This is a genomic window from Desulfovibrio ferrophilus, assembly GCF_003966735.1.
Classification (GTDB): Bacteria; Desulfobacterota; Desulfovibrionia; order Desulfovibrionales; family Desulfovibrionaceae; genus Desulfovibrio_Q; species Desulfovibrio_Q ferrophilus.
This window is the reverse complement of the sequence record NZ_AP017378.1, coordinates 440,142-463,466: the sequence shown is the minus strand read 5'-3', so window position 1 is coordinate 463,466 and position 23,325 is coordinate 440,142. Positions and strand designations below refer to the sequence as shown.

The 23,325-nt window shown below is 55.7% G+C and carries 37 protein-coding genes; 3 read left to right on the top strand and 34 right to left on the bottom strand.

Features of this window, described 5'->3' with window-relative positions; translation table 11 throughout:
- Window positions 1–5 precede the first annotated feature (5 nt).
- Genes EL361_RS02145 through recJ form a run of 3 tightly spaced genes read left to right on the top strand, consistent with a single transcriptional unit; the run spans window position 6 to window position 3,539 of the window.
- Window positions 6–881 carry a tetratricopeptide repeat protein gene (locus EL361_RS02145; protein WP_126376103.1) on the top strand — a complete coding sequence of 292 codons (876 nt, stop codon included), beginning with the start codon at window positions 6–8 and terminating at the stop codon, window positions 879–881.
- The gene (locus EL361_RS02140; RefSeq protein ID WP_126376101.1) at window positions 882–1,778 is read left to right on the top strand and encodes an HDOD domain-containing protein; all 897 of its coding nucleotides are present in this window, start codon (window positions 882–884) and stop codon (window positions 1,776–1,778) included.
- 57 nt (window positions 1,779–1,835) lie between these two features.
- Window positions 1,836–3,539 (top strand): single-stranded-DNA-specific exonuclease RecJ, encoded by a 1,704-nt coding sequence (recJ, locus tag EL361_RS02135; protein WP_126376099.1) that lies wholly within the window; start codon window positions 1,836–1,838, stop codon window positions 3,537–3,539.
- Between the two features lie 380 nt (window positions 3,540–3,919).
- Here recJ and lipA read toward each other — a convergent pair whose 3' ends face one another.
- From lipA to rpsJ, 34 genes are all read right to left on the bottom strand, one after another.
- Window positions 3,920–4,786, bottom strand: coding sequence for a lipoyl synthase (lipA, locus tag EL361_RS02130; protein WP_126376097.1), 867 nt, complete (start codon window positions 4,784–4,786; stop codon window positions 3,920–3,922).
- Window positions 4,734–5,384: a lipoyl(octanoyl) transferase LipB gene (gene lipB, locus EL361_RS02125; RefSeq protein ID WP_126376096.1), complete on the bottom strand. Its 651-nt coding sequence runs from the start codon at window positions 5,382–5,384 to the stop codon at window positions 4,734–4,736. The genes lipA and lipB overlap by 53 nt, the downstream gene beginning before the upstream one ends.
- 28 nt (window positions 5,385–5,412) lie before the next feature.
- Window positions 5,413–6,819, bottom strand: coding sequence for an ASKHA domain-containing protein (locus EL361_RS02120; protein ID WP_232034851.1), 1,407 nt, complete (start codon window positions 6,817–6,819; stop codon window positions 5,413–5,415).
- A gap of 181 nt (window positions 6,820–7,000) precedes the next feature.
- Complete coding sequence (selD, locus tag EL361_RS02115) at window positions 7,001–8,050, bottom strand: selenide, water dikinase SelD (RefSeq protein WP_126376091.1); 1,050 nt, start codon at window positions 8,048–8,050, stop codon at window positions 7,001–7,003.
- 63 nt (window positions 8,051–8,113) lie between these two features.
- The gene (locus EL361_RS02110; protein WP_126376089.1) at window positions 8,114–9,010 is read right to left on the bottom strand and encodes a selenium metabolism-associated LysR family transcriptional regulator; all 897 of its coding nucleotides are present in this window, start codon (window positions 9,008–9,010) and stop codon (window positions 8,114–8,116) included.
- 109 nt (window positions 9,011–9,119) lie between these two features.
- Window positions 9,120–9,638, bottom strand: coding sequence for a 50S ribosomal protein L17 (gene rplQ / locus EL361_RS02105; protein WP_126376087.1), 519 nt, complete (start codon window positions 9,636–9,638; stop codon window positions 9,120–9,122).
- The gene (locus tag EL361_RS02100) at window positions 9,628–10,671 is read right to left on the bottom strand and encodes a DNA-directed RNA polymerase subunit alpha (protein WP_126381247.1); all 1,044 of its coding nucleotides are present in this window, start codon (window positions 10,669–10,671) and stop codon (window positions 9,628–9,630) included. Before EL361_RS02100 ends, rplQ begins: the two co-directional genes overlap by 11 nt.
- Window positions 10,672–10,683: 12 nt before the next feature.
- Window positions 10,684–11,310, bottom strand: a complete 627-nt coding sequence (gene rpsD / locus EL361_RS02095; RefSeq protein WP_126376085.1) for a 30S ribosomal protein S4 — start codon at window positions 11,308–11,310, stop codon at window positions 10,684–10,686.
- Window positions 11,311–11,336: 26 nt separating this feature from the next.
- Window positions 11,337–11,726 carry a 30S ribosomal protein S11 gene (gene rpsK, locus EL361_RS02090; RefSeq protein ID WP_126376083.1) on the bottom strand — a complete coding sequence of 130 codons (390 nt, stop codon included), beginning with the start codon at window positions 11,724–11,726 and terminating at the stop codon, window positions 11,337–11,339.
- A gap of 62 nt (window positions 11,727–11,788) precedes the next feature.
- Window positions 11,789–12,160 (bottom strand): 30S ribosomal protein S13, encoded by a 372-nt coding sequence (gene rpsM, locus EL361_RS02085; protein WP_126376081.1) that lies wholly within the window; start codon window positions 12,158–12,160, stop codon window positions 11,789–11,791.
- Window positions 12,161–12,177: 17 nt separating this feature from the next.
- Window positions 12,178–12,291, bottom strand: coding sequence for a 50S ribosomal protein L36 (rpmJ, locus tag EL361_RS02080; protein WP_126376079.1), 114 nt, complete (start codon window positions 12,289–12,291; stop codon window positions 12,178–12,180).
- 79 nt (window positions 12,292–12,370) lie between these two features.
- A complete protein-coding gene (gene map, locus EL361_RS02075; protein WP_126376077.1) occupies window positions 12,371–13,138 on the bottom strand; it encodes a type I methionyl aminopeptidase in 768 nt (255 codons plus the stop codon).
- Window positions 13,139–13,140: 2 nt separating this feature from the next.
- The gene (gene secY / locus EL361_RS02070; RefSeq protein ID WP_126376074.1) at window positions 13,141–14,457 is read right to left on the bottom strand and encodes a preprotein translocase subunit SecY; all 1,317 of its coding nucleotides are present in this window, start codon (window positions 14,455–14,457) and stop codon (window positions 13,141–13,143) included.
- Between the two features lie 4 nt (window positions 14,458–14,461).
- A complete protein-coding gene (rplO, locus tag EL361_RS02065) occupies window positions 14,462–14,908 on the bottom strand; it encodes a 50S ribosomal protein L15 (RefSeq protein WP_126376072.1) in 447 nt (148 codons plus the stop codon).
- Window positions 14,908–15,078: a 50S ribosomal protein L30 gene (gene rpmD / locus EL361_RS02060; RefSeq protein WP_126381245.1), complete on the bottom strand. Its 171-nt coding sequence runs from the start codon at window positions 15,076–15,078 to the stop codon at window positions 14,908–14,910. Before rpmD ends, rplO begins: the two co-directional genes overlap by 1 nt.
- Before the next feature lie 18 nt (window positions 15,079–15,096).
- The gene (gene rpsE, locus EL361_RS02055) at window positions 15,097–15,624 is read right to left on the bottom strand and encodes a 30S ribosomal protein S5 (RefSeq protein ID WP_126381242.1); all 528 of its coding nucleotides are present in this window, start codon (window positions 15,622–15,624) and stop codon (window positions 15,097–15,099) included.
- 24 nt (window positions 15,625–15,648) lie between these two features.
- Window positions 15,649–16,002, bottom strand: coding sequence for a 50S ribosomal protein L18 (gene rplR / locus EL361_RS02050; protein ID WP_126376070.1), 354 nt, complete (start codon window positions 16,000–16,002; stop codon window positions 15,649–15,651).
- A gap of 12 nt (window positions 16,003–16,014) precedes the next feature.
- Window positions 16,015–16,551 (bottom strand): 50S ribosomal protein L6, encoded by a 537-nt coding sequence (gene rplF / locus EL361_RS02045; protein WP_126376068.1) that lies wholly within the window; start codon window positions 16,549–16,551, stop codon window positions 16,015–16,017.
- 12 nt (window positions 16,552–16,563) lie between these two features.
- Window positions 16,564–16,947: a 30S ribosomal protein S8 gene (gene rpsH, locus EL361_RS02040; RefSeq protein ID WP_126376066.1), complete on the bottom strand. Its 384-nt coding sequence runs from the start codon at window positions 16,945–16,947 to the stop codon at window positions 16,564–16,566.
- Between the two features lie 15 nt (window positions 16,948–16,962).
- The gene (locus EL361_RS02035; protein WP_126376064.1) at window positions 16,963–17,148 is read right to left on the bottom strand and encodes a type Z 30S ribosomal protein S14; all 186 of its coding nucleotides are present in this window, start codon (window positions 17,146–17,148) and stop codon (window positions 16,963–16,965) included.
- A 13-nt stretch (window positions 17,149–17,161) separates the two neighbouring features.
- Window positions 17,162–17,701 carry a 50S ribosomal protein L5 gene (rplE, locus tag EL361_RS02030; RefSeq protein ID WP_126376062.1) on the bottom strand — a complete coding sequence of 180 codons (540 nt, stop codon included), beginning with the start codon at window positions 17,699–17,701 and terminating at the stop codon, window positions 17,162–17,164.
- 11 nt (window positions 17,702–17,712) lie between these two features.
- Window positions 17,713–18,036, bottom strand: a complete 324-nt coding sequence (gene rplX, locus EL361_RS02025) for a 50S ribosomal protein L24 (protein ID WP_126376060.1) — start codon at window positions 18,034–18,036, stop codon at window positions 17,713–17,715.
- A gap of 11 nt (window positions 18,037–18,047) precedes the next feature.
- Entirely contained in the window at window positions 18,048–18,416 is a 369-nt protein-coding gene (gene rplN, locus EL361_RS02020; RefSeq protein ID WP_126376059.1) for a 50S ribosomal protein L14, read from the bottom strand.
- Window positions 18,417–18,425: 9 nt separating this feature from the next.
- Complete coding sequence (rpsQ, locus tag EL361_RS02015; RefSeq protein ID WP_126376057.1) at window positions 18,426–18,692, bottom strand: 30S ribosomal protein S17; 267 nt, start codon at window positions 18,690–18,692, stop codon at window positions 18,426–18,428.
- Between the two features lie 3 nt (window positions 18,693–18,695).
- Window positions 18,696–18,890: a 50S ribosomal protein L29 gene (gene rpmC / locus EL361_RS02010; protein ID WP_126376056.1), complete on the bottom strand. Its 195-nt coding sequence runs from the start codon at window positions 18,888–18,890 to the stop codon at window positions 18,696–18,698.
- Between the two features lies 1 nt (window position 18,891).
- Window positions 18,892–19,305 (bottom strand): 50S ribosomal protein L16, encoded by a 414-nt coding sequence (rplP, locus tag EL361_RS02005; protein ID WP_126376054.1) that lies wholly within the window; start codon window positions 19,303–19,305, stop codon window positions 18,892–18,894.
- On the bottom strand, window positions 19,305–19,949 hold the full coding sequence (gene rpsC, locus EL361_RS02000) for a 30S ribosomal protein S3 (RefSeq protein ID WP_126376052.1): 645 nt from the start codon (window positions 19,947–19,949) through the stop codon (window positions 19,305–19,307). The genes rplP and rpsC overlap by 1 nt, the downstream gene beginning before the upstream one ends.
- Before the next feature lie 10 nt (window positions 19,950–19,959).
- Complete coding sequence (rplV, locus tag EL361_RS01995; RefSeq protein WP_126376050.1) at window positions 19,960–20,292, bottom strand: 50S ribosomal protein L22; 333 nt, start codon at window positions 20,290–20,292, stop codon at window positions 19,960–19,962.
- A 16-nt stretch (window positions 20,293–20,308) separates the two neighbouring features.
- Window positions 20,309–20,590, bottom strand: coding sequence for a 30S ribosomal protein S19 (gene rpsS, locus EL361_RS01990; protein ID WP_126376048.1), 282 nt, complete (start codon window positions 20,588–20,590; stop codon window positions 20,309–20,311).
- Between the two features lie 8 nt (window positions 20,591–20,598).
- Window positions 20,599–21,429 carry a 50S ribosomal protein L2 gene (rplB, locus tag EL361_RS01985; RefSeq protein WP_126376046.1) on the bottom strand — a complete coding sequence of 277 codons (831 nt, stop codon included), beginning with the start codon at window positions 21,427–21,429 and terminating at the stop codon, window positions 20,599–20,601.
- Between the two features lie 3 nt (window positions 21,430–21,432).
- Window positions 21,433–21,723 (bottom strand): 50S ribosomal protein L23, encoded by a 291-nt coding sequence (gene rplW, locus EL361_RS01980; RefSeq protein ID WP_126376043.1) that lies wholly within the window; start codon window positions 21,721–21,723, stop codon window positions 21,433–21,435.
- A complete protein-coding gene (gene rplD / locus EL361_RS01975) occupies window positions 21,723–22,343 on the bottom strand; it encodes a 50S ribosomal protein L4 (RefSeq protein WP_126376041.1) in 621 nt (206 codons plus the stop codon). Before rplD ends, rplW begins: the two co-directional genes overlap by 1 nt.
- Window positions 22,344–22,347: 4 nt before the next feature.
- Window positions 22,348–22,992, bottom strand: a complete 645-nt coding sequence (rplC, locus tag EL361_RS01970; RefSeq protein ID WP_126381240.1) for a 50S ribosomal protein L3 — start codon at window positions 22,990–22,992, stop codon at window positions 22,348–22,350.
- Between the two features lie 15 nt (window positions 22,993–23,007).
- Entirely contained in the window at window positions 23,008–23,325 is a 318-nt protein-coding gene (gene rpsJ / locus EL361_RS01965; RefSeq protein WP_126376039.1) for a 30S ribosomal protein S10, read from the bottom strand.

The following is a 23,325-nucleotide window of genomic DNA, read 5'->3' as shown; positions in this document are numbered from 1 at the left end:
AGAACATGAGCGAAGATAAAAACACACAGCAACACCCCAAAGAGCGTCAGATCGACCATGGCGCCGATCAAAAGATCAAGGGTGTCTTCTCCACTCAGACCGTTCAACGAGTCGGCACGGGAACCACGACCCGCAAGACAGTTAAAAAAACGTTCTGGATGGTCGACGAGCAAGAAGCATGCATTGAAATCCAGCCACTAAATATTAACTATATTCCATCCGGTCCGAAACGAAAGGTCCCCAAGGAAGACTTCCTGGAAAAATTTTCACCCGAACCGGAATTCTATGTCTCCACCGTGTTCCCGAAGATGAAGGAACTGACCGAGACTGTGGACAAAGGCGACAAGCACCGTGAGAAGGGTGAAACCTTCAGTGCCGAATTGGAATACGAGCAAGCCATCAATCTTGATGAGGACAACGTGCGGGCCAACTTCGGCCTGGGCTTGACCTATCTGGAACGCGGAGACGACTCCAAAGCCAATGATATCTTCGAACGCCTAGTCAAGCTCGACGCGGCATTCGAAACTGAACACAAACACCTGTTCAACGAATTCGGCATCAATCTGCGCAAAAACAAGATGTACGAACAATCCGTGGATTACTACGAGCGTGCCATGGAACTCTCGACCACGGATGAGAACCTGCACTACAATATTGCCCGTGCCTATTATGAGCGCGAACAATTCGGCGAGTGCGCCCTGCATCTGAAGATGGCAATTGATATGAACAAGGACTTTGCCGAAGCTGCGCAATTCCTGAAATTCCTTCAGGACAACAAGCTCGTGGACGAAGATGGAAACACCAGAAATGGTGTCGCCAAGCCTGTGACCAAAAAGAAGGCCAAGAAGAATTCCGACACGAACTACTCCATGGATGTCTAAGTGAGCACCGAACGCGGCCAACGCTTCCTGAAAGAACTCCCCGAGCTGAATCAGGATTTGCCATGTGCTCCCAAAATCATTGCCCAGTTGTTTACACAAACCGTCCCCTGGTCCACGGATTCCAATGAGGACATTGCCACCACTGTCGCCCGCGACCAGGGATTGACCGCCCGAGTTCTGACCCTGGCCAATTCCGCACATTACGGCCTGAAGGACTCCATCACCACAATCCCGCGTGCCGTCTCACTGATGGGACTGGATGAGGTCCGTTCCATGGTGCTTATGGTTGCGGCGCTTGGCGTTGCCAGCAGCCTGAAAGGACGCGACGACTTTGAGCTGGCTCCCTACTGGCGGCATCAAGTCCTGACAGGCATCGCAGCCGAAGCTCTGGCAAAGGAAATCATGGCCAACGCCGCCGAGCTTGGAATCGACGAGCAGTTGGACCCCAGTGAGTGTTACACCACAGGAATCCTACACGACCTTGGTAAAGCCATCACCGCTATCCACCGCCCCGAGAGCTGGCAATCCATTGTCCACCTCGCTCAGAGCAGAGGCTTGTCCCATTCCGATGCAGAAATTCGTTATTGGGGGATGGACCATGGAGTGATTGGTGGCATGGCCCTGGTTGCATGGAACCTGCCCGCAACGATCACGGAGCCAATCTCCAGGCATCACGCCCCCAACAGCAGCACCCCAAGCCACCGCCTCGGCGCCCAACTTCTGCATACCGCAGATGCCCTGGCACTCCTGACAGACAATCCTGAGGCATTGATCCCCGGCCCTTGGCCCGAATTCCTTGACACCTGGAAGATCGATCAGGAACAATTCCTGGCGGACCTCGCCATCCGCGCCGAAGAACCCCGAGCCACCTCTCTTATCGCCCAACTGGACAACTGATCACGTTGACGCTCCTGTTCCCCCCGGCTATTGATCATGCCGGAGGATTGGCTGATCATGAATCGCATCTGGACAGAACGCCCGGGCAGTGATGCCCCGACCGATATTGACTCCTGGGCACAGCGCCTGGAAATTTCACCCCTTATCGCCCGCCTGCTCTGGCAGCGTGGCCTGACAACCCCCTCGGAGATGGATGTCTTCCTCTCTCCTGGTCTACGCAATCTGGCGGCGCCTGAGACCCTGCCCGGCCTAAGCGATGCGGCACAGGTACTGGCCGAAGGATTGAATGAAGGCAAGCAATTCTGCGTCTGGGGAGACTATGACGTTGATGGCGTAACCTCCACTGCCCTCGTCACAAGCTTCATGAACGCCCGCGGCATTAAGGCCTCTCACCACATCCCCAACAGGCTGGAGCACGGCTACGGCATGAACCTGGACGGGATCGAGCAACTGGCTGCCCAGGGCGTAAAACTGCTGCTCACGGTGGATTGCGGCATCACCAGCCATGAAGAAATCGCAAGAGCCAATGAGCTCGGAATCACCGTGGTCGTGTCCGACCACCACCTCCCCGGGGAAAAAGGGCTACCGCCAGCCTCAGCCGTGACCAATCCCCGGCTTGGAGACTGCCCCTGTCCCGATTTGGCTGGCGTGGGCGTGGCCTTCCTGCTCATGGCAGCGGTCAACCGACTGCTTCCGGGGCAGGCCGTGGACATGCGTCAGTACCTTGATCTGGTGGCGCTGGGCACCATCGCGGATGTGGTGCGCCTGACAGGTCAGAATCGTATCCTAGTCAAAAATGGATTACTGCTGGTGACCGAGGCTTCGCGCCCGGGTATCGCTGCTCTCAAAGAAGCCAGCGGATACGCCCCCTCTGCCGCGCTGGGAGCCGGACAGGTGGGGTTTGGACTAGCACCGCGCATCAACGCTTCAGGGCGTCTGGGCGACGCGGAAGCTGCCTTCAAACTGCTGCTGGCCCCTGACTATGAAACGGCCCGGCCATTCGCCCAACAACTCGATGCGTTGAATGCGGACCGCCGAGGCCAGGAGGACACGATCCTCAAGGAAGCCAAAAAGCAGGCTGAAGGGCAGTTGGATAATCTTGGGCTGGTGTTGCACGCACCGGGCTGGCACCCGGGAGTCATCGGCATCGTTGCCTCGCGCATTGTGGAGGCCTACTACCGTCCGACATTAATTCTGGCCGAAGAAGGCGATCTGCTCAAGGGCTCCGGCCGAAGCACCCGCGAATTCGACCTGCATGCAGGTCTGACCTCCTGCGCCGACTTACTGGCAGGTTTTGGAGGCCACAAGCAGGCTGCCGGAATGTCTCTGGAGAAATCCAATCTGGATGCCCTGCGCACAGCTTTTCACCAGGCCGTACTCGACCAGTGTGGTGACAAGCCACTCACGGCTACGCTCTTCATCGACGGCGAACTGCCCTTTTCCGATATCGATTTCGATCTGCTCAAGGAACTGGAGATGCTGCAACCCTTTGGGCCGGGCAATGCGGAACCTGTGTTCTCCTCACCGCCTGTGAAGGTCACGGACCGACGCACCTTTGGCAAAGACCACGTCAAACTGAAGCTCACCGACGAGGTCAGTGGCATGACCCTGAACGCCAAAGCCTGGCGACAGGCCGAAGCCATCGGCCCGGATATTCGCGGCAAGCAGATACGCATTGCCTACACCCCCAAGATTGATCGCTATCAGGGGATGGCTACGATCGACCTACTGATCAAGGACTGGAAAGTCGAACGTTCATAGCCCCACGCTGACCGCGTAGTCACGGCGTTCGCAGCCCTGACATATGTCTGAATATGCTTCGGTCTGCAATACGCCTCCTGGACGCCTTGCCTGCGAGGGTTTTGAATGCTCGGCAGGAAGCAAATATGGTAGCTCACACAACCTCGCCAACATAAAGGCCCGCTGAAGAAATCAGCGGGCCTTTATGTTACCATAATAACAATGCGTTACTTAATAAAAACGAGAGCAGAAGCCAACATTGCCGCCCTTCCACAAAACGTGCAGAACGCGCGCTGGCCAAGCGAGAGAGCCGCTCAAGGCCGAGGAATAGTCAGACCTATCCGAGGGTTCGAGCGGCTCGAAGCAACGCCGCCAGCGCATGATAATTGACGCCTTGAGACCTACTCTACAAAGTCGGCGGCGTTGTACGAACTACGAACCCGAGGCGCAGAGAACACATGGGGGATGCCAAGCCCCTTGCCGTATTCGGCGTAGCCTTCAAAAATCTCTGGTTCCACGTAGCGGAGCACCTCGGGATGAGCCCCTGACGGACGCATGTACTGCCCGATGGTCACGATTTCCACCTTGGCAGCCGCCAGGCTGTCCAGCAGCACTCTGACCTGATCATCGGTTTCGCCCAGGCCAACCATCAGACCACTCTTGGAAATCACACCCGCAGCCTTGACCCGCTCCAGCAGTTCAATGCTTTGCTCGAAATCAGCCTGGGGACGGATGTGCGAATACAGATCCGGCACCGTCTCCACATTGTGGTTGATGATCTCGGGCCCGGCTTCGATGACGGCTCGGAGGGCTGTCTCATCACCCTGAAAATCCGGAATCAGCACCTCGATGGTGCATCCGGGCTTGGCCTCGCGCACGGCCTGAATCGTAGCGACGAAATGTGCGGCTCCGCCGTCGGGCAGATCATCGCGGGTGACGGAGGTAATGACCACATGCTTGAGCTGCAGGCGCTTGGCGGCTTCGGCCACACGGCTCGGCTCATCCGGGTCCAGAGGTTCCACCTTCCCCAGGCCAATATTGCAAAACGCACAGCCACGAGTACAGGTACGCCCCATAATCAGGAACGTGGCCACATGCTTGGAAAAACATTCATAGATGTTAGGGCATTTCGCCCCCTGGCAAACGGTATTCAGCCCCAGGTCCTTCAGGAGGCCCCCGGTCTGCGCAAAGGTCGGATCGCTGGGTAGCTTGACCCTAAGCCACTTTGGAATCCGCAAAGACTTTGCGGAACTCTTGCTCGAGGACATCCTTGATCTCCTGCATTCCAGGACGTTCTTCATGTCCCAGAGCCTTCAATTCACCGTGAACGGAAGCGGCTTTGGTATCCGTCAATCCGCACAGAGTGATCATATCAAACAACGAGGTATCCTCGCCAACATTCAACGCCAGGCCGTGATAAGTGACCCATTTCTTGACCGCAATTCCCATGGAGCAGACCTTGCCCGTCTCAGTCCAGACGCCTGCGCGCCCTTCCCAACGACGAGCATCAAGCCCGATGCACCCCAAGGTACGGATCACGGTTTCCTCCATATCATGGAAGAAGCGTTTAACACCGCCAGGGCGCTTATCCACGCGGAAGATCGGATATCCCACCAACTGCCCCGGAAAATGACATGTGATATTCCCACCACGGGTCACGTGCACAAGATCAATACCCTGCTGCTCCAAGAACTCCGGCTGAACGTGAAGATTTTCCAACCCACCAGCTTTGCCCACGGTGATTACACGGGGATGCTCCAGCAGGAAGAGGGTATCTTCTGCGCCTTCAACCACTTCAGCGTGGCGGTCCAATTGGATTTGCTGAGCCTCGCGGTACGGGCACAGTCCTAGATCAATAATCTTCACGGGTGGTCTTATCCTGTAAAAATCTGCGTCATGAAGCGACGCGGTTCCCGAAACAAAAATGCATGCGGCGCACAAACTCCTGCCCGAAGGCGGGGTCGCCCGTCAAGTCGATGTTACGGGTTTGAGCAGGCAATGCTTCGGCAGAATGCCGAGCGTCCGCATCCGTCAATACAAGACGCGCTCCAGCCAGGGAGGTATTGCCCACGGTCCGCACACGTGCTCCCAACCCCGGAGGCAGAAAGCCCAGACTCTCCAGATCGGCCGGAACAACATGAGCCCCCAAAGCTCCGGCCAGACAGAGACAGGTCAGTGCCCCGGAGGATAATCCCGCAGCTTCCAGCAGCGCGCCCACGGCCAGATCAAAAGCAGCTTTGACCTTGAGCACTTCCTCCACATCCGAGGCTGTCAGGAACAGTCCCCCCGGAAGATTCAAGCGGCGCTCACCCAGGATATCCACGAAGTCCCGAGCCAATTTGGTCGCCAGAGGTGTCGCACCCGAAGCAAATCCGCCGCGCTCGTCCAGCACCCCCTGCTCTTTCAGAATCGCCAGAAGAGAGATATACCCCGCGCCGGTAATCCCTGCATCAAGGGAGGAGGCGCCACCACCAATGCAGTTGGCTTCAAGCCCGTACGGGGTCAGGCGAAAAGCAGAGACAGTCCCGGTGCCAGCCACGTTGCCACAACTCAGGCCAGAGCCTTCCAGAGCTGGCCCCAGCGGGACCGAGGTCGAAATGTATTCCGATTCGGAAAGCGCCAAGAGAAACTCACCGTTGGTTCCCATGTCCGAAAGCAGGAAGGGTGTTGAGGGTGGCCTCTCCGCCATAAGCAACGCGGTCATTCCCGCGCTCAGATCACCACCCACAAACGGGGCCAATTGCGGAAGGATGTAGGCCTCTGGCAGGTCCTCAGCCAGGGAGACAACACGCCCGCCCGGCTCATCCAGACGATAAGGTGCCTTGGAAATTCCATCCACAGGTGCACCGAGCAAAAGCAGAGTCATGGCCGGATTGCCAGCCACTGAAAGTCGTTTGACCTGCCCCGGCAACGAAGCAATGATTTCTCGCAACAGTTGCACAATGACCTGTCGTAAATCCTCTGCGCCATCCGGCGATGCCGCGAAGGCCAGACGGGACATAACCTCACTGCCTGCGCCGAGTTGGGGATTCAGGGTCGCTCCCGCAGCCACAACCACATGAGAGCTGTCCAGAGCTTCCCAGTGTACACTGGTCGTCCCAAGATCCACTGCCAACTGAAGTTCGGCCACGGATTGAACAGCACTCTGTGCCGCGTGCACCGGATCGACCGGCAGGAAGACTTCTGTTCCGGCAAGGGCTTTGTGGCGACATCCCAATCGCCAGCCCTGAGCAAGCTCTTCTTGGGAAAGCACGCGGGACTCATCAGGTTCAGGCGCGGGGGCAGCTGAAATAAATTGCATCCGGCACCGTCCACAGCGCCCAAGCCCAGAGCACAACGCCGCTGTCTGCCAGTACCCGGACAGAAAGACTGTCTGGGCCAAGGTGCGACTGGCATCAGCGGAGAGCTGAAGGGTGCGTCCCGCGGGATCAGTAATGGATATTGTCATCGCTGATTGTCGGCCCGGTACAAGGCCGCCTCTGCTAACGGATCAGAAGTTTGCTCTTTTGGCCCTCAGTGGGCCGCACCCGACCAATGCGCGCCGCTACATCCCCTGCGGATTCAAGCATCTGGCAGGCTTCATCCAGGTACTGATCAGGAACGGCAAGCACTAGCCCACCTGATGTCTGGGCATCAAAGACAAGATCAACCTTCGTGCTGTTCAAGCCACTAGCAAGGGCAACCCGCCCCTCACAAAAATGTTTGTTGGCATAACTCCCCGCAGGGATAAGCCCCACTGCGGCCAATTCCAACGCCCGTGGCAAGAGCGGGACATCGTCCAGATGTAACTCGATATCAACCTTAGAGGCACGGGCCATCTCCAACAGGTGTCCGCCCAGGCCAAACCCGGTCACATCAGTAGCGCCCGTGAGTCCGAACCGTCTGATAACCTCGGCCCCCGCCTTATTCAGGCGAGCCGCAACGGTATACAGCAGTTCTTCCAATTCGTCAGAGCCTTCCCATTTGCCTTTGATCGCTGTTGCCAACACGCCAGTGCCCAAAGGTTTGGTCAACAGCAAGTTGTCACCAGCCCTGAGGCCGGCATTCGTGGCGTACCCGTCAGGGTCCACGATACCAGACACGGCCAATCCAAACTTGATTTCCTGATCCTCGACGCTATGACCGCCCGCAAGGACAGCACCGGATTCACGGACCTTGTCATATCCACCGCTGATGATCTGCTTCAGGATGTCCTCGTCCATGTCCTTGATGGGAAAACAGACGATATTCATGGCAGCATAAGGTTCGCCGCCCATGGCATAGACATCGGACAGAGCATTGGCCGCAGCAATCTGTCCGAAACGGTACGGGTCGTTCACGATGGGCGTAAAAAAGTCCACGGTCTGAACGAGTGCCTTACCCTGCGGAAAGGTGAGAATCGCTGCGTCCTCGCCCACGGCATCGCCGGCAAGGATGCGGGGATCGGTCTGCCTGGGCAGAACCGACAATACTCGCTCCAGGTCCCCTGGAGCAATCTTGGCGGCTCAACCAGCGGCTTTGACAGTATCAACGAGAACAATCTTCTCGGACATCAAGCGCTCCTTGGGGCTGAAGGTTCTCAGAACTGGATATTAAAGTCGGAAAGTATGAATACGCTAAGCGCCAAGTCGACATTCCTGACGGATAAACTCGATGAAATAGCGAGCCGCCGGGAACAGATGACGACGGGAGTGGTAAGCGAGATAGAAGTCACGCTGCATGTCCAGACCATTGACCTGGATCTCAACGATTTCTCCCGTCTTCAACAAAGGCCGAGCAGCAAGTCGAGAAGTTACGGTCACACCAATGCCAGCAAGGACACTCTGTAGGGCTGCCAGGGTACTTTCAACCTTGAGGACAGGTTGAGGCCTGGGTGCACCCTGAGCATCAAGAGCTGTCTCGAATGCCCGACGGGTCCCACTCCCCTCTTCACGCATGATCCAGGGGAGCGATGCCAGTTCGGCTGGGATCAGAGGCTGTTTGGTCCTGGATGCCAATGGAGGGGAGCCCACGATGACCAGTTCGTCCATGAGCACTTTCTCAAAAGTCAGATCTGGATGATCCTCGCGAGCACCAACCATCCCAACCATCCCTTCACCGCCAATCAGACGTTGAATAATCTTGGTGGAATCGGCGACCTTGAGGTCCATTCTCACTTCGGGGTAGCGAGATGAAAAGCGGGCCAACAACGAAGGCAGGACATAATGGGCAGGGATCGTACTGCCGCCGATGATCAAATCACCAGCAACCCGCTCCTGGAGCAACTGAATTTCAGCCTCGGCAGCTGCCAGGGAATTGAATACATCCAGGGCATAGCGATAGAGAACTTCGGCTGCCTGAGTAGGCAGGATGGTGCGTCCCAACCGATCAAAAAGCCGCACGTCAAGTTCTGTCTCCAAAGCAGAAACATGTGCAGAAATCGTAGGCTGCGAGAGATACAGCTCCTCACCAGCTTTGGAAAAGCTACGCAGTTCATAAACCTTGGAAAATGCTTCAAGACGTCTGATGTCCATAGCCCTCATCCTTGCATGCGTTGTAACCTAAAAGAGACCAAAAAAAAGCAGGCCGTTAGGCCTGCTTTTTAATCTTTTTCAAGTGGAAAAGCCACTGCTATTCCGGAGATTACTCTTCGGACTTCTCAGGCTTTTCCTCTGCGGCGGGAGTTTCCTCAGCAGCAACTTCTGCGGGCTTCTCCTCAACCTTAGGCTCGGCTTTCTTAGAGGCAGCCTTCTTGGGAGCGGCCTTCTTGGCAGGCTTCTCCTCGGGCAGAACCACTTCTCCGGCCTTCTTGCTGAACTCGATAATGGCCATGGGCGCGGCATCGCCGGTGCGAACAGCACCAAGCTTGATCACGCGGGTGTAGCCACCACCACCGCTTGCAAAGCGGGGGCCGATTTCATCAAACAGTCTCTTGACCATGCCATGATTGCCAAGGACTTTATATGCCTGGCGGCGTGCAGCTACGTCATTCTTGATGGCGTAGGTCACCAACCGCTCAACGACCTTGCGCAGCTCCTTGGCGCGAGTCTCCGTGGTACGGATTGCCTCGTGCGTGATCAGCGACTTGGCCATGTTGCGAAACATAGCCTTGCGCAGGGGGCTGGACATGTTGAGTTTCTTACCGGCTTTTTTATGCCTCATCGCTTTCTTTCCTCTTCAGCCATTCCTCGTAGTGTTCCTGAAAGCTCTCGACAACGATGCCAAATCCGAGGTCCATATCGGACAGGATTCGACGAATCTCATCAAGAGACTTGCGACCGAAGTTCTTGGTCTTGAGCATCTCAGCCTCAGTACGCTGCACGAGTTCGCCAACGGTACGGATGCTGGCGCTCTTCAAGCAGTTCGTCGCACGGACGGACAGCTCCAACTCGTCGATGCCCTTGAACAGACTGGGGTTCAGGTCTTCTCCAGAAACGGAGTTGGCCTGTTCCTCGTCCGAGGACTGCTCGTCGAAGTTGATGAACACGGTCAGCTGTTCTTTCAGAATCTTGGCGCTGTAGGCAACGGCATCCTCAGGGGTCACCGAACCATCAGTCCATATTTCAAGGATCAGCTTGTCATAGTTGGTCATCTGACCGACGCGTGCCTGCTCGATGGCATACGCCACCTTCTTGACCGGCGAGAAACTCGCATCCAAACGGATCATACCAATCTCGTCGGACTGACCTTCGCTCATCTCGGCTGGCACATAGCCCTTGCCCATCTGAACTTCAATATCCATACGAAGTTTGATGTCCTCGGACAGAGTCGCGATGTGCTGGTCCTTGTTGAGCACGGTCACACGCTGGTTTTCCTTGATGGCGGCGGCGGTGACAACGCCCTTCTTGTTCGCCTCAAGAGTCAGGCGCTGCGGCTCCTCCGTATTCATGGCGAAGCGCACCTGCTTTAAGTTGAGTACGATATCGGTCACATCTTCGATAACGCCGTCCATGGTGGTGAACTCGTGCTGAATGCCTTCGATGTTCGCCGACACAATGACTGCGCCCTGCAAAGAGGACAGAAGTACGCGTCTGAGCGCATTGCCAATGGTGGTCCCGAAGCCCCGCTCAAGCGGTTCGCACACGAACTTGCCGTACTGCGTATTGCTCTTGCCATCGCGAACGACCTGTTCGGGTTTGACCAGCTCGGACCAGTTGCGCGTATTGATCAGTTTGTCGCCGTCTTGGATGATCATCATTGCTCCCTGTTATTTGGAGTACAACTCGACGATCAGCTGCTCGTTGATGGGGAACTGGATGTCCTCGCGGACCGGGCGGGATTTGATCTCACCCTTCAGCGCCGAACCGTCAACCTCGAGCCAATCGGGGCAACCGCGGCGGGCGATCACTTCCTGAGCTTCCTGGATCACGGGGACCTTTTTGGATTCCTCACGGACAGTGATCACATCGCCTTCCTTGACCTGCATGGAAGGAACGTTCACCCGGTGGCCATTCATCATGAAGATGCCATGACGCACGAGCTGACGTGCCTGGTCGCGAGAGTTGGCGAAACCAAGACGGTAAATCACATTATCCAGACGCATTTCAAGAAGAGCGAGCAGGTTGTGACCAGTCACACCCTTCTTCAAATCAGCCTGCTGATAGTAAGCGCGGAACTGCTTTTCCAGCACACCGTACATGCGGCGGACTTTCTGCTTCTCGCGCAGCTGAACTGCGTAATCGGTGACCTTGCTACGGCGACGGCCATGCTGACCGGGCACATACGGACGGCGCTCGTAAGCGCACTTGTCAGTGTAGCAGCGATCGCCCTTCAAAAACAGCTTCTGCCCTTCACGACGGCAGAGCCGGCATTTCGCTCCAGTATATCTTGCCACGTTATCCTCCTGGATACCCAGCCGGGTTAGACCCTGCGGCGTTTGGGCGGACGACAGCCGTTATGTGGGATCGGCGTGATGTCTCGCATGAAAGTGACCTTGAAACCGGCGTTGTTGATGGCGCGCATAGCGGCCTCACGACCGGAGCCGGGGCCCTTGACGAGAACGCCAACGGAACGCATTCCGTGATCCTGAGCAGCGCGAGCTGCGCGCTCAGCAGCGATCTGAGCAGCGAACGGGGTGCTCTTTCGAGAGCCCTTGAATCCGCTACCGCCGGAAGTAGCCCAACTGATCACATTCCCCTTCAGGTCAGTGAAGGTGATGATCGTATTGTTGAAGGACGCCTTGATGTGGGCGATGCCCACGGGTACGTTCTTCTTTTCCTTTTTTTTCCCGGTGCGACGGGGTTTGGCCATTGTCGTAATCTCCGTATTCGAAAGTTCTCGACCGAGTCGTAAGGACTAAGCCGCGGTTTTCGTTACTTCTTTTTCCGTCCCACAACCGAACGTCTGGGACCCTTACGGGTACGAGCGTTGGTGTGAGTACGCTGCCCACGGCAGGGAAGGCCACGACGATGACGAAGACCGCGATAGCAGCCAGTGTCCATCAGACGTTTGATATTGGCCTGAACCTCACGGCGCAGGTCACCTTCCACCTTATAGTTTTCTTCGATTTCCTTACGGATATCGTTGGTCTCATCGGCGTTCAGATCATCAGTGGTTTTAGTCCACTCGACACCAGCGGTGTCCAAGATCTGAAGAGCCGTTGTGCGACCAATGCCATAAATGTACGTCAGGGCAATGTCCAGACGTTTACTCTTGGGTAAGTTGACTCCAGCAATGCGTGCCACTTGAATATCCCCTTAACCTAGCCCTGGCGCTGCTTATGCCTGGGGTTTTCGCAGATAACCCGGAGAACGCCCCTGCGGCGGATGACCTTGCACTTCGGGCACATCTTTTTGACAGAAGGTCTGACTTTCATGACCTAGCTCCATTTTCCGCGGCAGCCGGTCATATGATCATGACCTGCCGCATTTTTTTGTTCTCAGGCTGCCAGCTCCCTAGCTGGCGCTCAGTATCACCGGCCCCTCAGGGGTGACAGCAATAGTATGTTCAAAGTGGGCGGACAGCTTACGATCTTTTGTCACGGCTGTCCACTTATCTTCGAGGACTTCCACATCATGGGTCCCAATACAGACCATGGGTTCGATGGCAAGCACCATTCCCGCCTTGAGTGGCGGGCCCATAGTCCCTTTCGGGACAAAGTTAGGAACCTCTGGTTTCTCGTGGAGTTTTCGTCCAATCCCGTGCCCCACGAACCGTCGAACCACGGAGTAGCCGCGGGATTCGACGTAGTCCTGAACGGATCGTGAAACGTCATACAGGTTGTTTCCGACAACGGCCTGCTCGATACCGAGCAGAAGGGACTCGCGCGTCACTTTCATCAAATCGGTTGCCTCTTGCGAGACATTGCCGACACCGAAAGTGCGTGCGGAGTCACCATAAAACCGCTTGTAGACTACGCCCATGTCAAAGCTGACGATATCCCCTTCGTCAAGGACGCGCTCCACGGACGGAAACCCATGGACAATCTCCTCGTTCACAGAACAACACAGCGCGAATGGAAAACCGCCATAACCTTGGAATGCGGGCTTCACGCCGAAATCTTGGCACATTTTCTGGGCAATTTCCTCAAACCTCATGGTGGGAACACCAGGTTCGACGGCTTCGCCCAGCGCGTCGAGGATAACCGAAACTATCCGGTTAGCCTCGCGCATGATTGTGATCTCACCGCTATTCTTAAGATAGATTCCACGAACCTTTCGCAAGTCTAGCGCCGACCTTTAATTTTCTGTCCCTTGCCCATCAACCCCTCATACTGGCGGGAGATGAGATGAGACTCAATCTGTGACATGAAGTCCATGGACACGCCGACTACAATCAACAGGCTAGTGCCGCCGAAGTAGAACGGTACGCCCACCTTGGAAATCAGCATCATCGGCAACACGCAGATAACTGCAATGTAGAGCGATCCCCACAGAGTGATTCGTGCCAGGACCTTGTCAATATACTCCCTGGTCTTCTGACCGGGGCGAATACCGGGAATGAATCCACCCTGCTTCTTGATATTTTCAGCAATATCGGCCGGATCAAAAATGATCGCGGTGTAGAAGAAGCAGAAGAAGATGACCAACCCGACAAACAAGATATTATACAATATGGTGCTGGGAGCCAACCAAGCCGAGAGATTTGACAACCACTCGTACTGGGAGAACTGCCCAAGCGTTGCAGGGAACATCAGGATTGACGATGCGAAGATAGGGGGAATAACACCTGCGGTGTTAACCCGCAAGGGCAGATGTGTGCTCTGCCCACCATACATCTTCCGGCCAACCATACGCTTGGCGTACTGGATGGGAACCCTGCGCTGTGCGCGCTCCATGTAGACGATAAAGGCCAACACACCGGCCATGACCGCTATCAACAGGAGTACAATGAACAGCGTCAATTCACCCGCACTCATCAGGCGGATGGTATTGGTGACTGCACTCGGGAGTCCAGCCACGATACCCGCGAAGATAATCATGGAGATGCCGTTCCCGATGCCGCGTTCCGTCATCTGCTCACCGATCCACATAATGAATACGGTGCCTGCAGTCAGGGTGATGATGGTCACGAGTCGGAAGCCCCAACCCGGGAACAGGACAACCGAGGCCCCACCGGGGCTGGTCATGCTTTCCAGGCCAATGGCAATGGCAAATCCCTGGACAACGGTGATCAACACCGTGCCGTAACGGGTATACTGGGTGATCTTCTTGCGTCCGGCCGCGCCCTCTTCCTTCTGCATCCGCTTCAGCTCGGGGCTGACAACGGTAAGCAGCTGGATGATGATGGACGCGGAGATATACGGCATGATTCCCAAGGCAAAGATAGAGAGGTTTCTCAACCCTCCGCCTGAGAACATGTCGAAAAGTCCGAACAGGGTGTTGGACATACTGTCGAAGAAGTCTTGCAAGGCAGCGGTATCCACGCCCGGTGTGGGGACGTGGATTCCGATGCGATAGACGGCCAAAAGTAGGAACGTCCAGAAGAGCTTCTTCTTCAACTCCGGCAATTTTGCGAGATTCTCAACCCCAGCGAGTGCCACTCAACTAACCTTCCAGAGGCTTAGCGGTTCCGCCGGCAGCGGCGATTTTATCAGCTGCAGACTTGCTGAAGCGATGAGCCTCAACAGTCACGGCTGCGCCCACATCACCATCGCCGAGGATCTTGACCGGAGCGTTCTTGGAAACCAAGCCGCGCTGGTAGATATCGTCGACAGTAATCTCGGTCTTGCCTTCGAAGGCGGCCACGAGAGTACCAACATTAATGGTCTCGTAGGTCACCCGGAAGGGGTTCTTAAATCCACGCTTAGGCAGACGGCGAGCCAGAGGCATCTGGCCACCTTCGAACCACGCGGGGACACCACCACCGGAACGGGCATTCTGGCCTTTATGGCCCTTACCCGAAGTGCCGCCCTGCCCGGAGGCAGGACCGCGCCCGATGCGCTTGCGGTTTTTACGTTCCTCGGGGAACGGATACAGCTCGTGCAGTCTCATTATTCAATCACCTCAACGAGATGGTTCACCTTGTCGATCATGCCGAGAACGGCGCCGTTCTTGGGAAGCTCCTTTTCCTGGCGGATCTTCCGAAGACCAAGAGCCTTCACGGTTTTCCTCTGTTGCGGAGAGCAGCTAATAGTGCTCCTCACGAGACGAATTTTGATCATTTCCATTGGTCCTAACCCCTACTTTCTGGGAGTTTCCAGCTTTTTGCCGCGCAGCTCGGAAACTTCCTTGGCGCTGCGCAGGGAGGTCAGGCCCTCCATGGCGGCCTTCAGTACGTTATGCGGATTGTTGGTGCCGATGGCTTTGGTCAAGATATCCTTGACGCCAACAGCTTCCATGACCGCACGCACCGGACCACCGGCGATGATGCCGGTACCCTTGGAGGCGGGCTTGAGAACGACGCGTGCAGCACCGAACCGGCCCAAAGTCTCGTAGGGAAGAGTCCCGTCCAGCAGGTTAACCTGCTGCATGGTCTTCTTGGCTTTTTCACTGGCCTTGCGGATAGCCTCGGGGACTTCCACGGCCTTGCCCAGACCCCAACCAACAGAACCTTTACCGTCACCGACCACAACAAGCGCGCTGAAATTAAAGCGGCGCCCGCCTTTAACAACCTTGGCCACGCGATTGAGGTAAACGATCTTTTCGATCAGGCCTAACTCATCCGATTGCTCCCTACGGGAGTCTTTGCGAGGGCCTCTACCTTCCATTGCCATGTGTTACCTTCCGCAGTCTTAGAATTTCAGACCGCCCTCGCGGGCGCCGTCTGCCAGGGCCTTGACCCTGCCATGGTAAAGATAGCCGTTGCGGTCAAAAACCACGGACTCGACGTTCTTTTCCTTTGCCAGCTTCGCGATCTCGCGGCCCACTTCAGTTGCGCTTTCCTTGTTCAGGCTCTTACCCTTGCTGGGCAGAATCTGAGTGGAAGTTGCGGCAACGGTCTCGCCAGCCTCGTCGTTGACGAGCTGTGCATAGATGTGAGCGCTGGAGCGATACACACACAGACGTGGGCGTTCGCTGGTACCGTTCACTTTCTTGCGGATGCGGACCTTCCTGCGAAGGCGTTTTTTATTCTTCGAGAGTTTCATAGTGAACCCCTACTATTTCGCACCGGACTTGCCGGCCTTGCGGCGGATGGTTTCATCCGCGTACTTAATGCCCTTGCCCTTAAACGGTTCGGGCGGACGAACGCGACGGATCTGAGCTGCTACTTCACCGACAAGTTGCTTGTCGATTCCGGAGATGGTCAGCTTGATTCCTTCAGCCTTGGCTTCAATACCCGCAGGCAGAGCGTACTCGACCGGGTGGGAGAAACCAACGTTCAGCACCACGTTCTTGCCCTGGACCTGCACCTTGTAGCCGACGCCAATCACTTCGAGAACTTTCTCGTAGCCCTTGGTGACACCTTCGATGCAGTTAGCGATCAGGGTCCTTCTGAGGCCGTGCTGAGCACGGGCGATACGAGTCTCATCGGCGCGCTTGACGACGACGTCCTCCCCTTCCTTCTCCACAACGATCTTGGCATGCTGCGGAGTGGACAGGGTGCCCTTGGGCCCCTTCACATCTATCTTTTCTTTCCCGATCGTCACTTCTACCCCAGAGGGCACGACGATGGGTTTCTTACCAATCCTGGACATGACTATTCCTCTTTACCAGAGTTCAAACAGCACTTCGCCGCCGACATTCTGTGCTTTAGCAACAGTGCCTTCCAGGACGCCCTGAGAGGTCGACAGTACGCAGATGCCAAGTCCGTTCTGCACCCTGGGGATGTCTTGAGCACCGACGTATACACGACGGCCAGGCTTGCTGATCTTCTTCATGCCGTAGATCAGCGCACGCCCTTTGGCATATTTGAGCGTCAGAGTAATCTCACGCTCTTCCTCTTTAAAATCGACAATATAGCCTTCTTCTTTAAGGATGCCGGCGATGGCGCTCTTTACTTTAGAGCGCGGTACCGCGACGTCCTTATGCAATGCCTGGTGGGCATTACGAATTCGGGCAAGCATATCCGCGATGGGATCAATCACTGCCATGACAGACTCCTTGACTTACCAGCTCGATTTACGGACGCCCGGCAATTCACCGGAGAGCGCCTTGTTACGGAAGCAGATACGGCAAATGCCGAACTTCCGCATAAAAGCGCGGGGACGACCGCAAATGGGGCATCTGTTATAGCCGCGGCTGGAAAACTTAGGTTTATCCTGCGACTTATTCAGCAAAGCTTTGCGAGACACGTATGTATCCTCCCTACTTCTTGAAAGGCATGCCCAACAGTTCGAGCAAAACCTTCCCTTCCTTGTCCGTGGAGGCGGAAGTGACGATGGTCACGTTCATGCCTTTCACACGCTCAACGCGATCTACGTTGAGCTCAGGGAAGATGGTGTGCTCGCGGATGCCCATGGTAAAGTTGCCGCGGCCATCAAAGCCGCGATCCCGGACACCCCGGAAGTCACGCACGCGAGGCAGCGCAAAATTCATGAGCTTATCGAGAAACTCCCACATTCCAGCGCCACGAAGCGTGACACGGCAGCCTACCGGCATTTCCTCGCGCAGTTTGAAGTTCGCAATGGACTTCTTTGCACGAGTAATGACGGCTTTCTGGCCAGCGATGGAGGTAAGTTCCTCGACGGCGTCCTCGATCAACTTATTATTGGTGCTCGCCTCACCCAGGCCGATATTCAGGCTTACGCTCTTGATTTTCGGCAATTCCATGGGGCTCTTATATCCGAACTCCTTCTGGAGGGCGGGAGCAACCTTCTCATTATAGATTCCTTCGAGACGTGTCATTGTCTTACACCCTAGTCGATGACTTCGTTGCACTTCTTGCAGAAGCGGACCTTCTTACCGTCGGCCACTTCCTTGAACCCTACACGAGTCGGCTTGGTGCACGCGTCGCACAAAAGCGCCACGTTCGAGATGTGGATAGGAGCTTCCTTCTCCACAATGCCGCCCGGTTGCTGGGTATAGGGGTTGGCTTTGGTGTGGCGCTTGACCATATTCACCTTTTCGACCAAGATCCGATCCTTTTTCTTCTGGATCTTCAGGACCTTGCCCACTTTCCCCTTGTCCTTACCCGAGATGACCATGACTTTGTCATCTTTGCGAATCTTAAACTTCTTCATGACCGTATCCTCTACAGCACTTCAGGCGCCAGCGAGACAATTTTCATGAAATTCTTCGCCCGCAGCTCACGTGCCACAGGTCCGAAGATACGGGTCCCGATGGGCTCCATGGACTTGTTGAGAAGCACCGCGGAGTTGTTATCGAATTTGATATACGAACCGTCGGGACGGCCCACTTCCTTTTTAGTACGAACCACGACGGCCTGCATTACATCACCCTTCTTCACTTTGGAATGGGGCATGGCTTCTTTGACAGACACCACGATGATATCACCTACACTGGCGTAACGGCGTTTAGAACCACCGAGCACCTTGATGCAGAGAACCTGTTTGGCGCCTGAATTATCGGCTACGTCGAGTCTGCTTTCCACCTGAATCATGGCTAGCTCCTAAACGGCTTTTTCCAAAATGGACTTCAAAGTCCACCGCTTGCGACGGCTCAGAGGACGATTCTCTACGATCTGGACTTTGTCGCCCACACCGCATGCGTTCTCTGGATCATGAGCCATGAATTTATTCCGGCGGCGGATATACTTCTTCAGCAAAGGATGCTTCACCAGGGTCTCGACGCGAACGACAATAGTTTTCTCGTTCTTGTCACTGACCACGATTCCGGTCATCACTCGCTTGTTGGCCTTACGTGCGCTTTCTGCCATGGCTTACGCTCCAACTTCCTTTTCCCGGACGATAGTAATAATCCGGGCAATGGTCTTCTTCACCTCAGGGAGGCGTTGGGTGTTTTCAAGTTGGGCCGTGGCGTGCTGAAAGCGGAGGTTGAACAATTCCTGACGGAACTCGCCCAACTTGGCATTCAGCTCAGCAACGGACAGCTCTTTGAGCTCTTTCACTTTCATTTTACAGTCCCTCCCTCAGCACGATCCTGGTCTTGATGGGCAGCTTGTGCTGCGCACGAACCAGGGCTTCGCGGGCGAGTTCAAGATCCACACCCTTGATTTCGTAGAGCACGTGGCCGGGCTTAACCGGGGCATAAAAGCCTGCGGGAGCACCCTTACCCTTACCCTGACGAACTTCAGCGGGTTTGGAGGTATATACTTGGTCCGGGAAAATCCGGATCCAGACCTTACCGCCACGCTTGATGTGACGCATCATGGCCACACGAGCGGACTCGATCTGCTGGCTGGTCAACTTACCATGCTCCAGCGACTTGATACCGATATCACCAAAGGCGACAGTAGTACCGCGGCTGGCCTTGCCACGCAAACGCCCCTTGAAGCGTTTGCGGTACTTCGTTCTTTTAGGTGTAAGCATTACTGTTGCACCTCTTGATCCAGAATTTCACCCTTGAAGATCCAGACCTTGACGCCGATGACGCCGTACGTGGTACGAGCTTCGGCGAAACCATAATCCAGATCAGCACGCAGGGTGTGCAGAGGAACGCGACCCTCGCGGTACCATTCGGTACGTGCGATCTCAGCACCGGCCAGGCGGCCTGCGCAAGCGATCTTGATACCTTCGGCACCGAACTTGCGGGCCATGCCCACGGTGCGCTTCATGGCACGACGGAAGGCAATGCGGCGTTCAAGCTGTACGGCGATATTCTCGGCGACGAGCTGAGCATCAGTTTCAGGCCGGCGAATCTCGTTCACCTCAATGGTGAATTCGCGGTCAAACTTCTGCCGCAGTTCTCCACGCAGCTTCTCGATTTCAACGCCCTTACGTCCAATGACAATGCCCGGACGAGCGGTGAAGATCAGCAGGCGGACTTTGCCACCGGCGCGCTCAATCTCAAGCCGGGAAATTCCGGCGTGATAGAGTTTCTTCTTAATGAACTTACGAATTTTATCGTCTTCGAAGACATTGGCTGCATAGTCTTGCTTGTTAGCAAACCAGCGGGAAAGCCAATTCTTGTTGTATCCAAGACGGAATCCGTACGGATGTACTTTGTGTCCCACGACAGCCTCCCTACGACTCGGCGACAACCACAGTGATATGGCTGGTACGTTTGAGGATTCGGTTGGCACGACCCATGGCTCTGGGCTTGATGCGCTTCAGGGTCGGGCCCTCGTTGACCAGCACCTGCTTCACCACGAGGTTATCCACATCGACACCGGGAAGTTGCTCTGCGTTAGCCACTGCAGAGTGCAGGACTTTACCGATCAGCTTCGCGGCCTTCTTGGGGGTGAACCGCAAGATATTGATCGCATCTTCAACCGGCAGGCCCAAGACATTACGGGCCACCAGCCTCGCCTTCTGAGGCGAAAGACGCTGGTATTTGGCAACTGCTTTCGTTTCCATATCAGCCACCTATCCTTTAGCGTTTGGCCTTGCTCTTCTTATCCGCAATGTGCCCGAAATATGTACGGGACGGTGCGAACTCGCCGAGCTTATGGCCTACCATGTTCTCGGTGACGAACACGGGGATGAATTTGCGGCCGTTGTGCACTGCGAAGGTCATACCCACCATCTCAGGAATGATGGTGGAACGGCGTGACCAAGTCTTAATGACTCGGCGGTCACCGCTCTCAGTGGCCTTCTCCACCTTTTTAATGAGGTGTCCGTCAATGAACGGACCCTTTTTCAGCGACCTGGGCATGACAACTCCTATTTCTGGCCGCGGCGCTTAATAATAAGCTTAGACGACGGCTTCTTCTTGTTACGAGTCTTGTACCCCTTAGTGGGCATACCCCACGGAGAGACCGGATGGCGGCCACCGGAGCTGCGGCCTTCACCACCGCCCAAGGGGTGATCCACCGGGTTCATAGCGACACCGCGAACTTCAGGGCGCTTGCCCATCCAGCGCGCGCGGCCGGCTTTACCGATGGTGATGTTCTCGTGATGGATGTTGCCCACCTGACCGACAGTGGCCATGCAGGTCGCCAGCACGTTGCGAACTTCGCCGGAAGGCATACGCAGCAGTGCGTACTTGCCTTCTTTGGCGACGAGCTGTGCATAGGTTCCGGCTGCACGACAGAACTGCCCACCCTTACCGGGGTGCAATTCGATGTTGTGCACAATGGTACCAACGGGGATCTTCGCCAAGAACAGAGCGTTACCGGGCTTGATGTCGGCGCTGTCGCCGGCAACCACGGGATCGCCTACCTTGATTCCCACCGGAGCAAGAATATAACGCTTCTCGCCGTCGGCATAGTTCAGCAGTGCGATACGGGCACTACGGTTGGGATCGTATTCAATAGTCGCGACTTTAGCAGGAACTTCAAACTTGTCGCGCTTGAAATCGATGATACGGTACAGACGCTTATGTCCGCCGCCACGACGTCTGGAGGTCACCCGGCCCAAGTTGTTGCGGCCGCTTTTTTTGGTCAATCCGATGGTCAGAGACTTCTCGGGAACCGTGGTGGTGATCTCCTCAAACGTGGAGATGGTCTGGAAGCGCCGGCCCGGCGAAGTAGGTTTCAGCTTGCGCGTGGCCATAGCTTAGACTCCTTCAAACAGTTCGATCTTTTCGCCCTCGGCCAGAGTCACTAAGGCTTTTTTGTAGCCCGACTGCTGACCGGTCACGCGACCGAATTTGGTGCGGGGACGGGGGCGGCGACGAATAACGTTAACGCCCGAAACCTTGACATCAAAAGCCTTTTCAACAGCCTGACGGATCTGAATCTTATTGGCATCGGGATGCACAAAGAAAACGACCTGGTTGGCCATCTCCTTGGCATACGTCGCTTTTTCAGAGATCAGCGGCTTAATCAGGATCTGAGTGTATTCCATTACTTCAACCTCTCTTCCACCGCTTTCGCGGCATCCTGGAACATCACGAGCTGCGGGTGACGCAGTACATCATAGACGTTCAACATGTCCTGCTGGAGGATGGTGATGCCGGGAATATTCCGGGCAGAAAGACGAAGGACAGTATCTTCATCAGGGAGAACAATCAAGGCTTTTCTAAGTCCGAGATTCTTGAGAATCTCAGCCACAGCCTTGGTTTTGACTTCCTTCAGGTTGATGCTGTCGACCACCATCATGGTGTCCTCTGCAACTCTTGAGGACAAAGCCATGCGCAGGGCCAGCTTACGAACCTTCTTGTTCACCTTGAACTCGTAGGAACGAACCTGGGGCCCAAACACGGTGCCACCACCGCGCCACAGAGGGCTGCGGATGGTACCGGCGCGTGCGCGACCGGTGCCTTTCTGACGCCAGGGCTTGGCGCCACCGCCGCGAACGGCGGAGCGGTTTTTGACGGCGTGGGTGCCTGCACGCGACTTGGCGCGCTGGGCACGAACCACGAGGTTCAGAATCTCGGGTTTGACCGTCACCTCAAAGACCTCGGGAGCCAGCGTGAGCTCGCCCACTTCTTTCTTGGTCTGATCGTATACTTTGACGAGTGCCATGTACCTACCCTCGATTCTGCTTGCGGACCATGATGATCCCGTTCTTAGGACCAGGGACCTGGCCTTTAAGGATCAGCAGGTTATCATCCGGACGTACGTCCAGAATTTCCACGTTAATGCAGGTCACCTTTTTATTGCCCATCTGGCCAGCCATCTTCTTGCCCTTGAAAACCTTTGCAGGCCAAGCGCACTGTCCGATGCCACCAGTTGAACGGTGAACCTTTTCGTGACCGTGGGATGCGGGCATGCCGCGGAAGTTCCAGCGCTTCATGGGGCCCTGGAACCCTTTACCCTTGGAAGTACCAGTCACTTTGACCTTTTCGCCGGGGGTGAACATGGACACGGTGAGGTCCTGTCCGAGTTCAAATTCCTCGACGTTTTCCAAACGCAGCTCAGTCAGATGGCGGTAGTAGTCACGTCCAGCCTTGGCCTGATGACCTTTGGCTGGCTTGGTGAGCTTGCGCTCGTCCACTTCCTCAAAACCGATCTGAACGGCCGTGTATTTATCTCTCGTGGTCGCGTCATCCTTCACCTGAAGGATGGGGCAAGGACCGGCGGCAATTACGGTGCACGGGATGGCAGTACCATCGTCACCGAAAATGCGGGTCATGCCCAATTTGCGTCCCATGATGCCAAGCGTGTTAGCCATCATGCTTACCTCGTTCTAGAGTTTAATCTCAACGTCAACACCAGCGGGCAGGCTGAGCTTGCCCAGGGCATCGACGGTTTGCTGAGTCGGCTCCAGGATGTCGAGCAGGCGCTTATGAACGCGCATCTCGAACTGCTCCCGGGACTTCTTATCCACGTGCACCGATTTCTGAATGGTGTACTTATGGATATTGGTGGGCAGCGGGATAGGGCCCGCAATGCTTGCACCGGTATTCCGTGCGGTGTCGACGATTTCGGCGACAGCCTTGTCCAGAATACGGTAGTCGTAAGCTTTCATTTTGATGCGAATGCGATCGCTCTGCATAGCAACCAT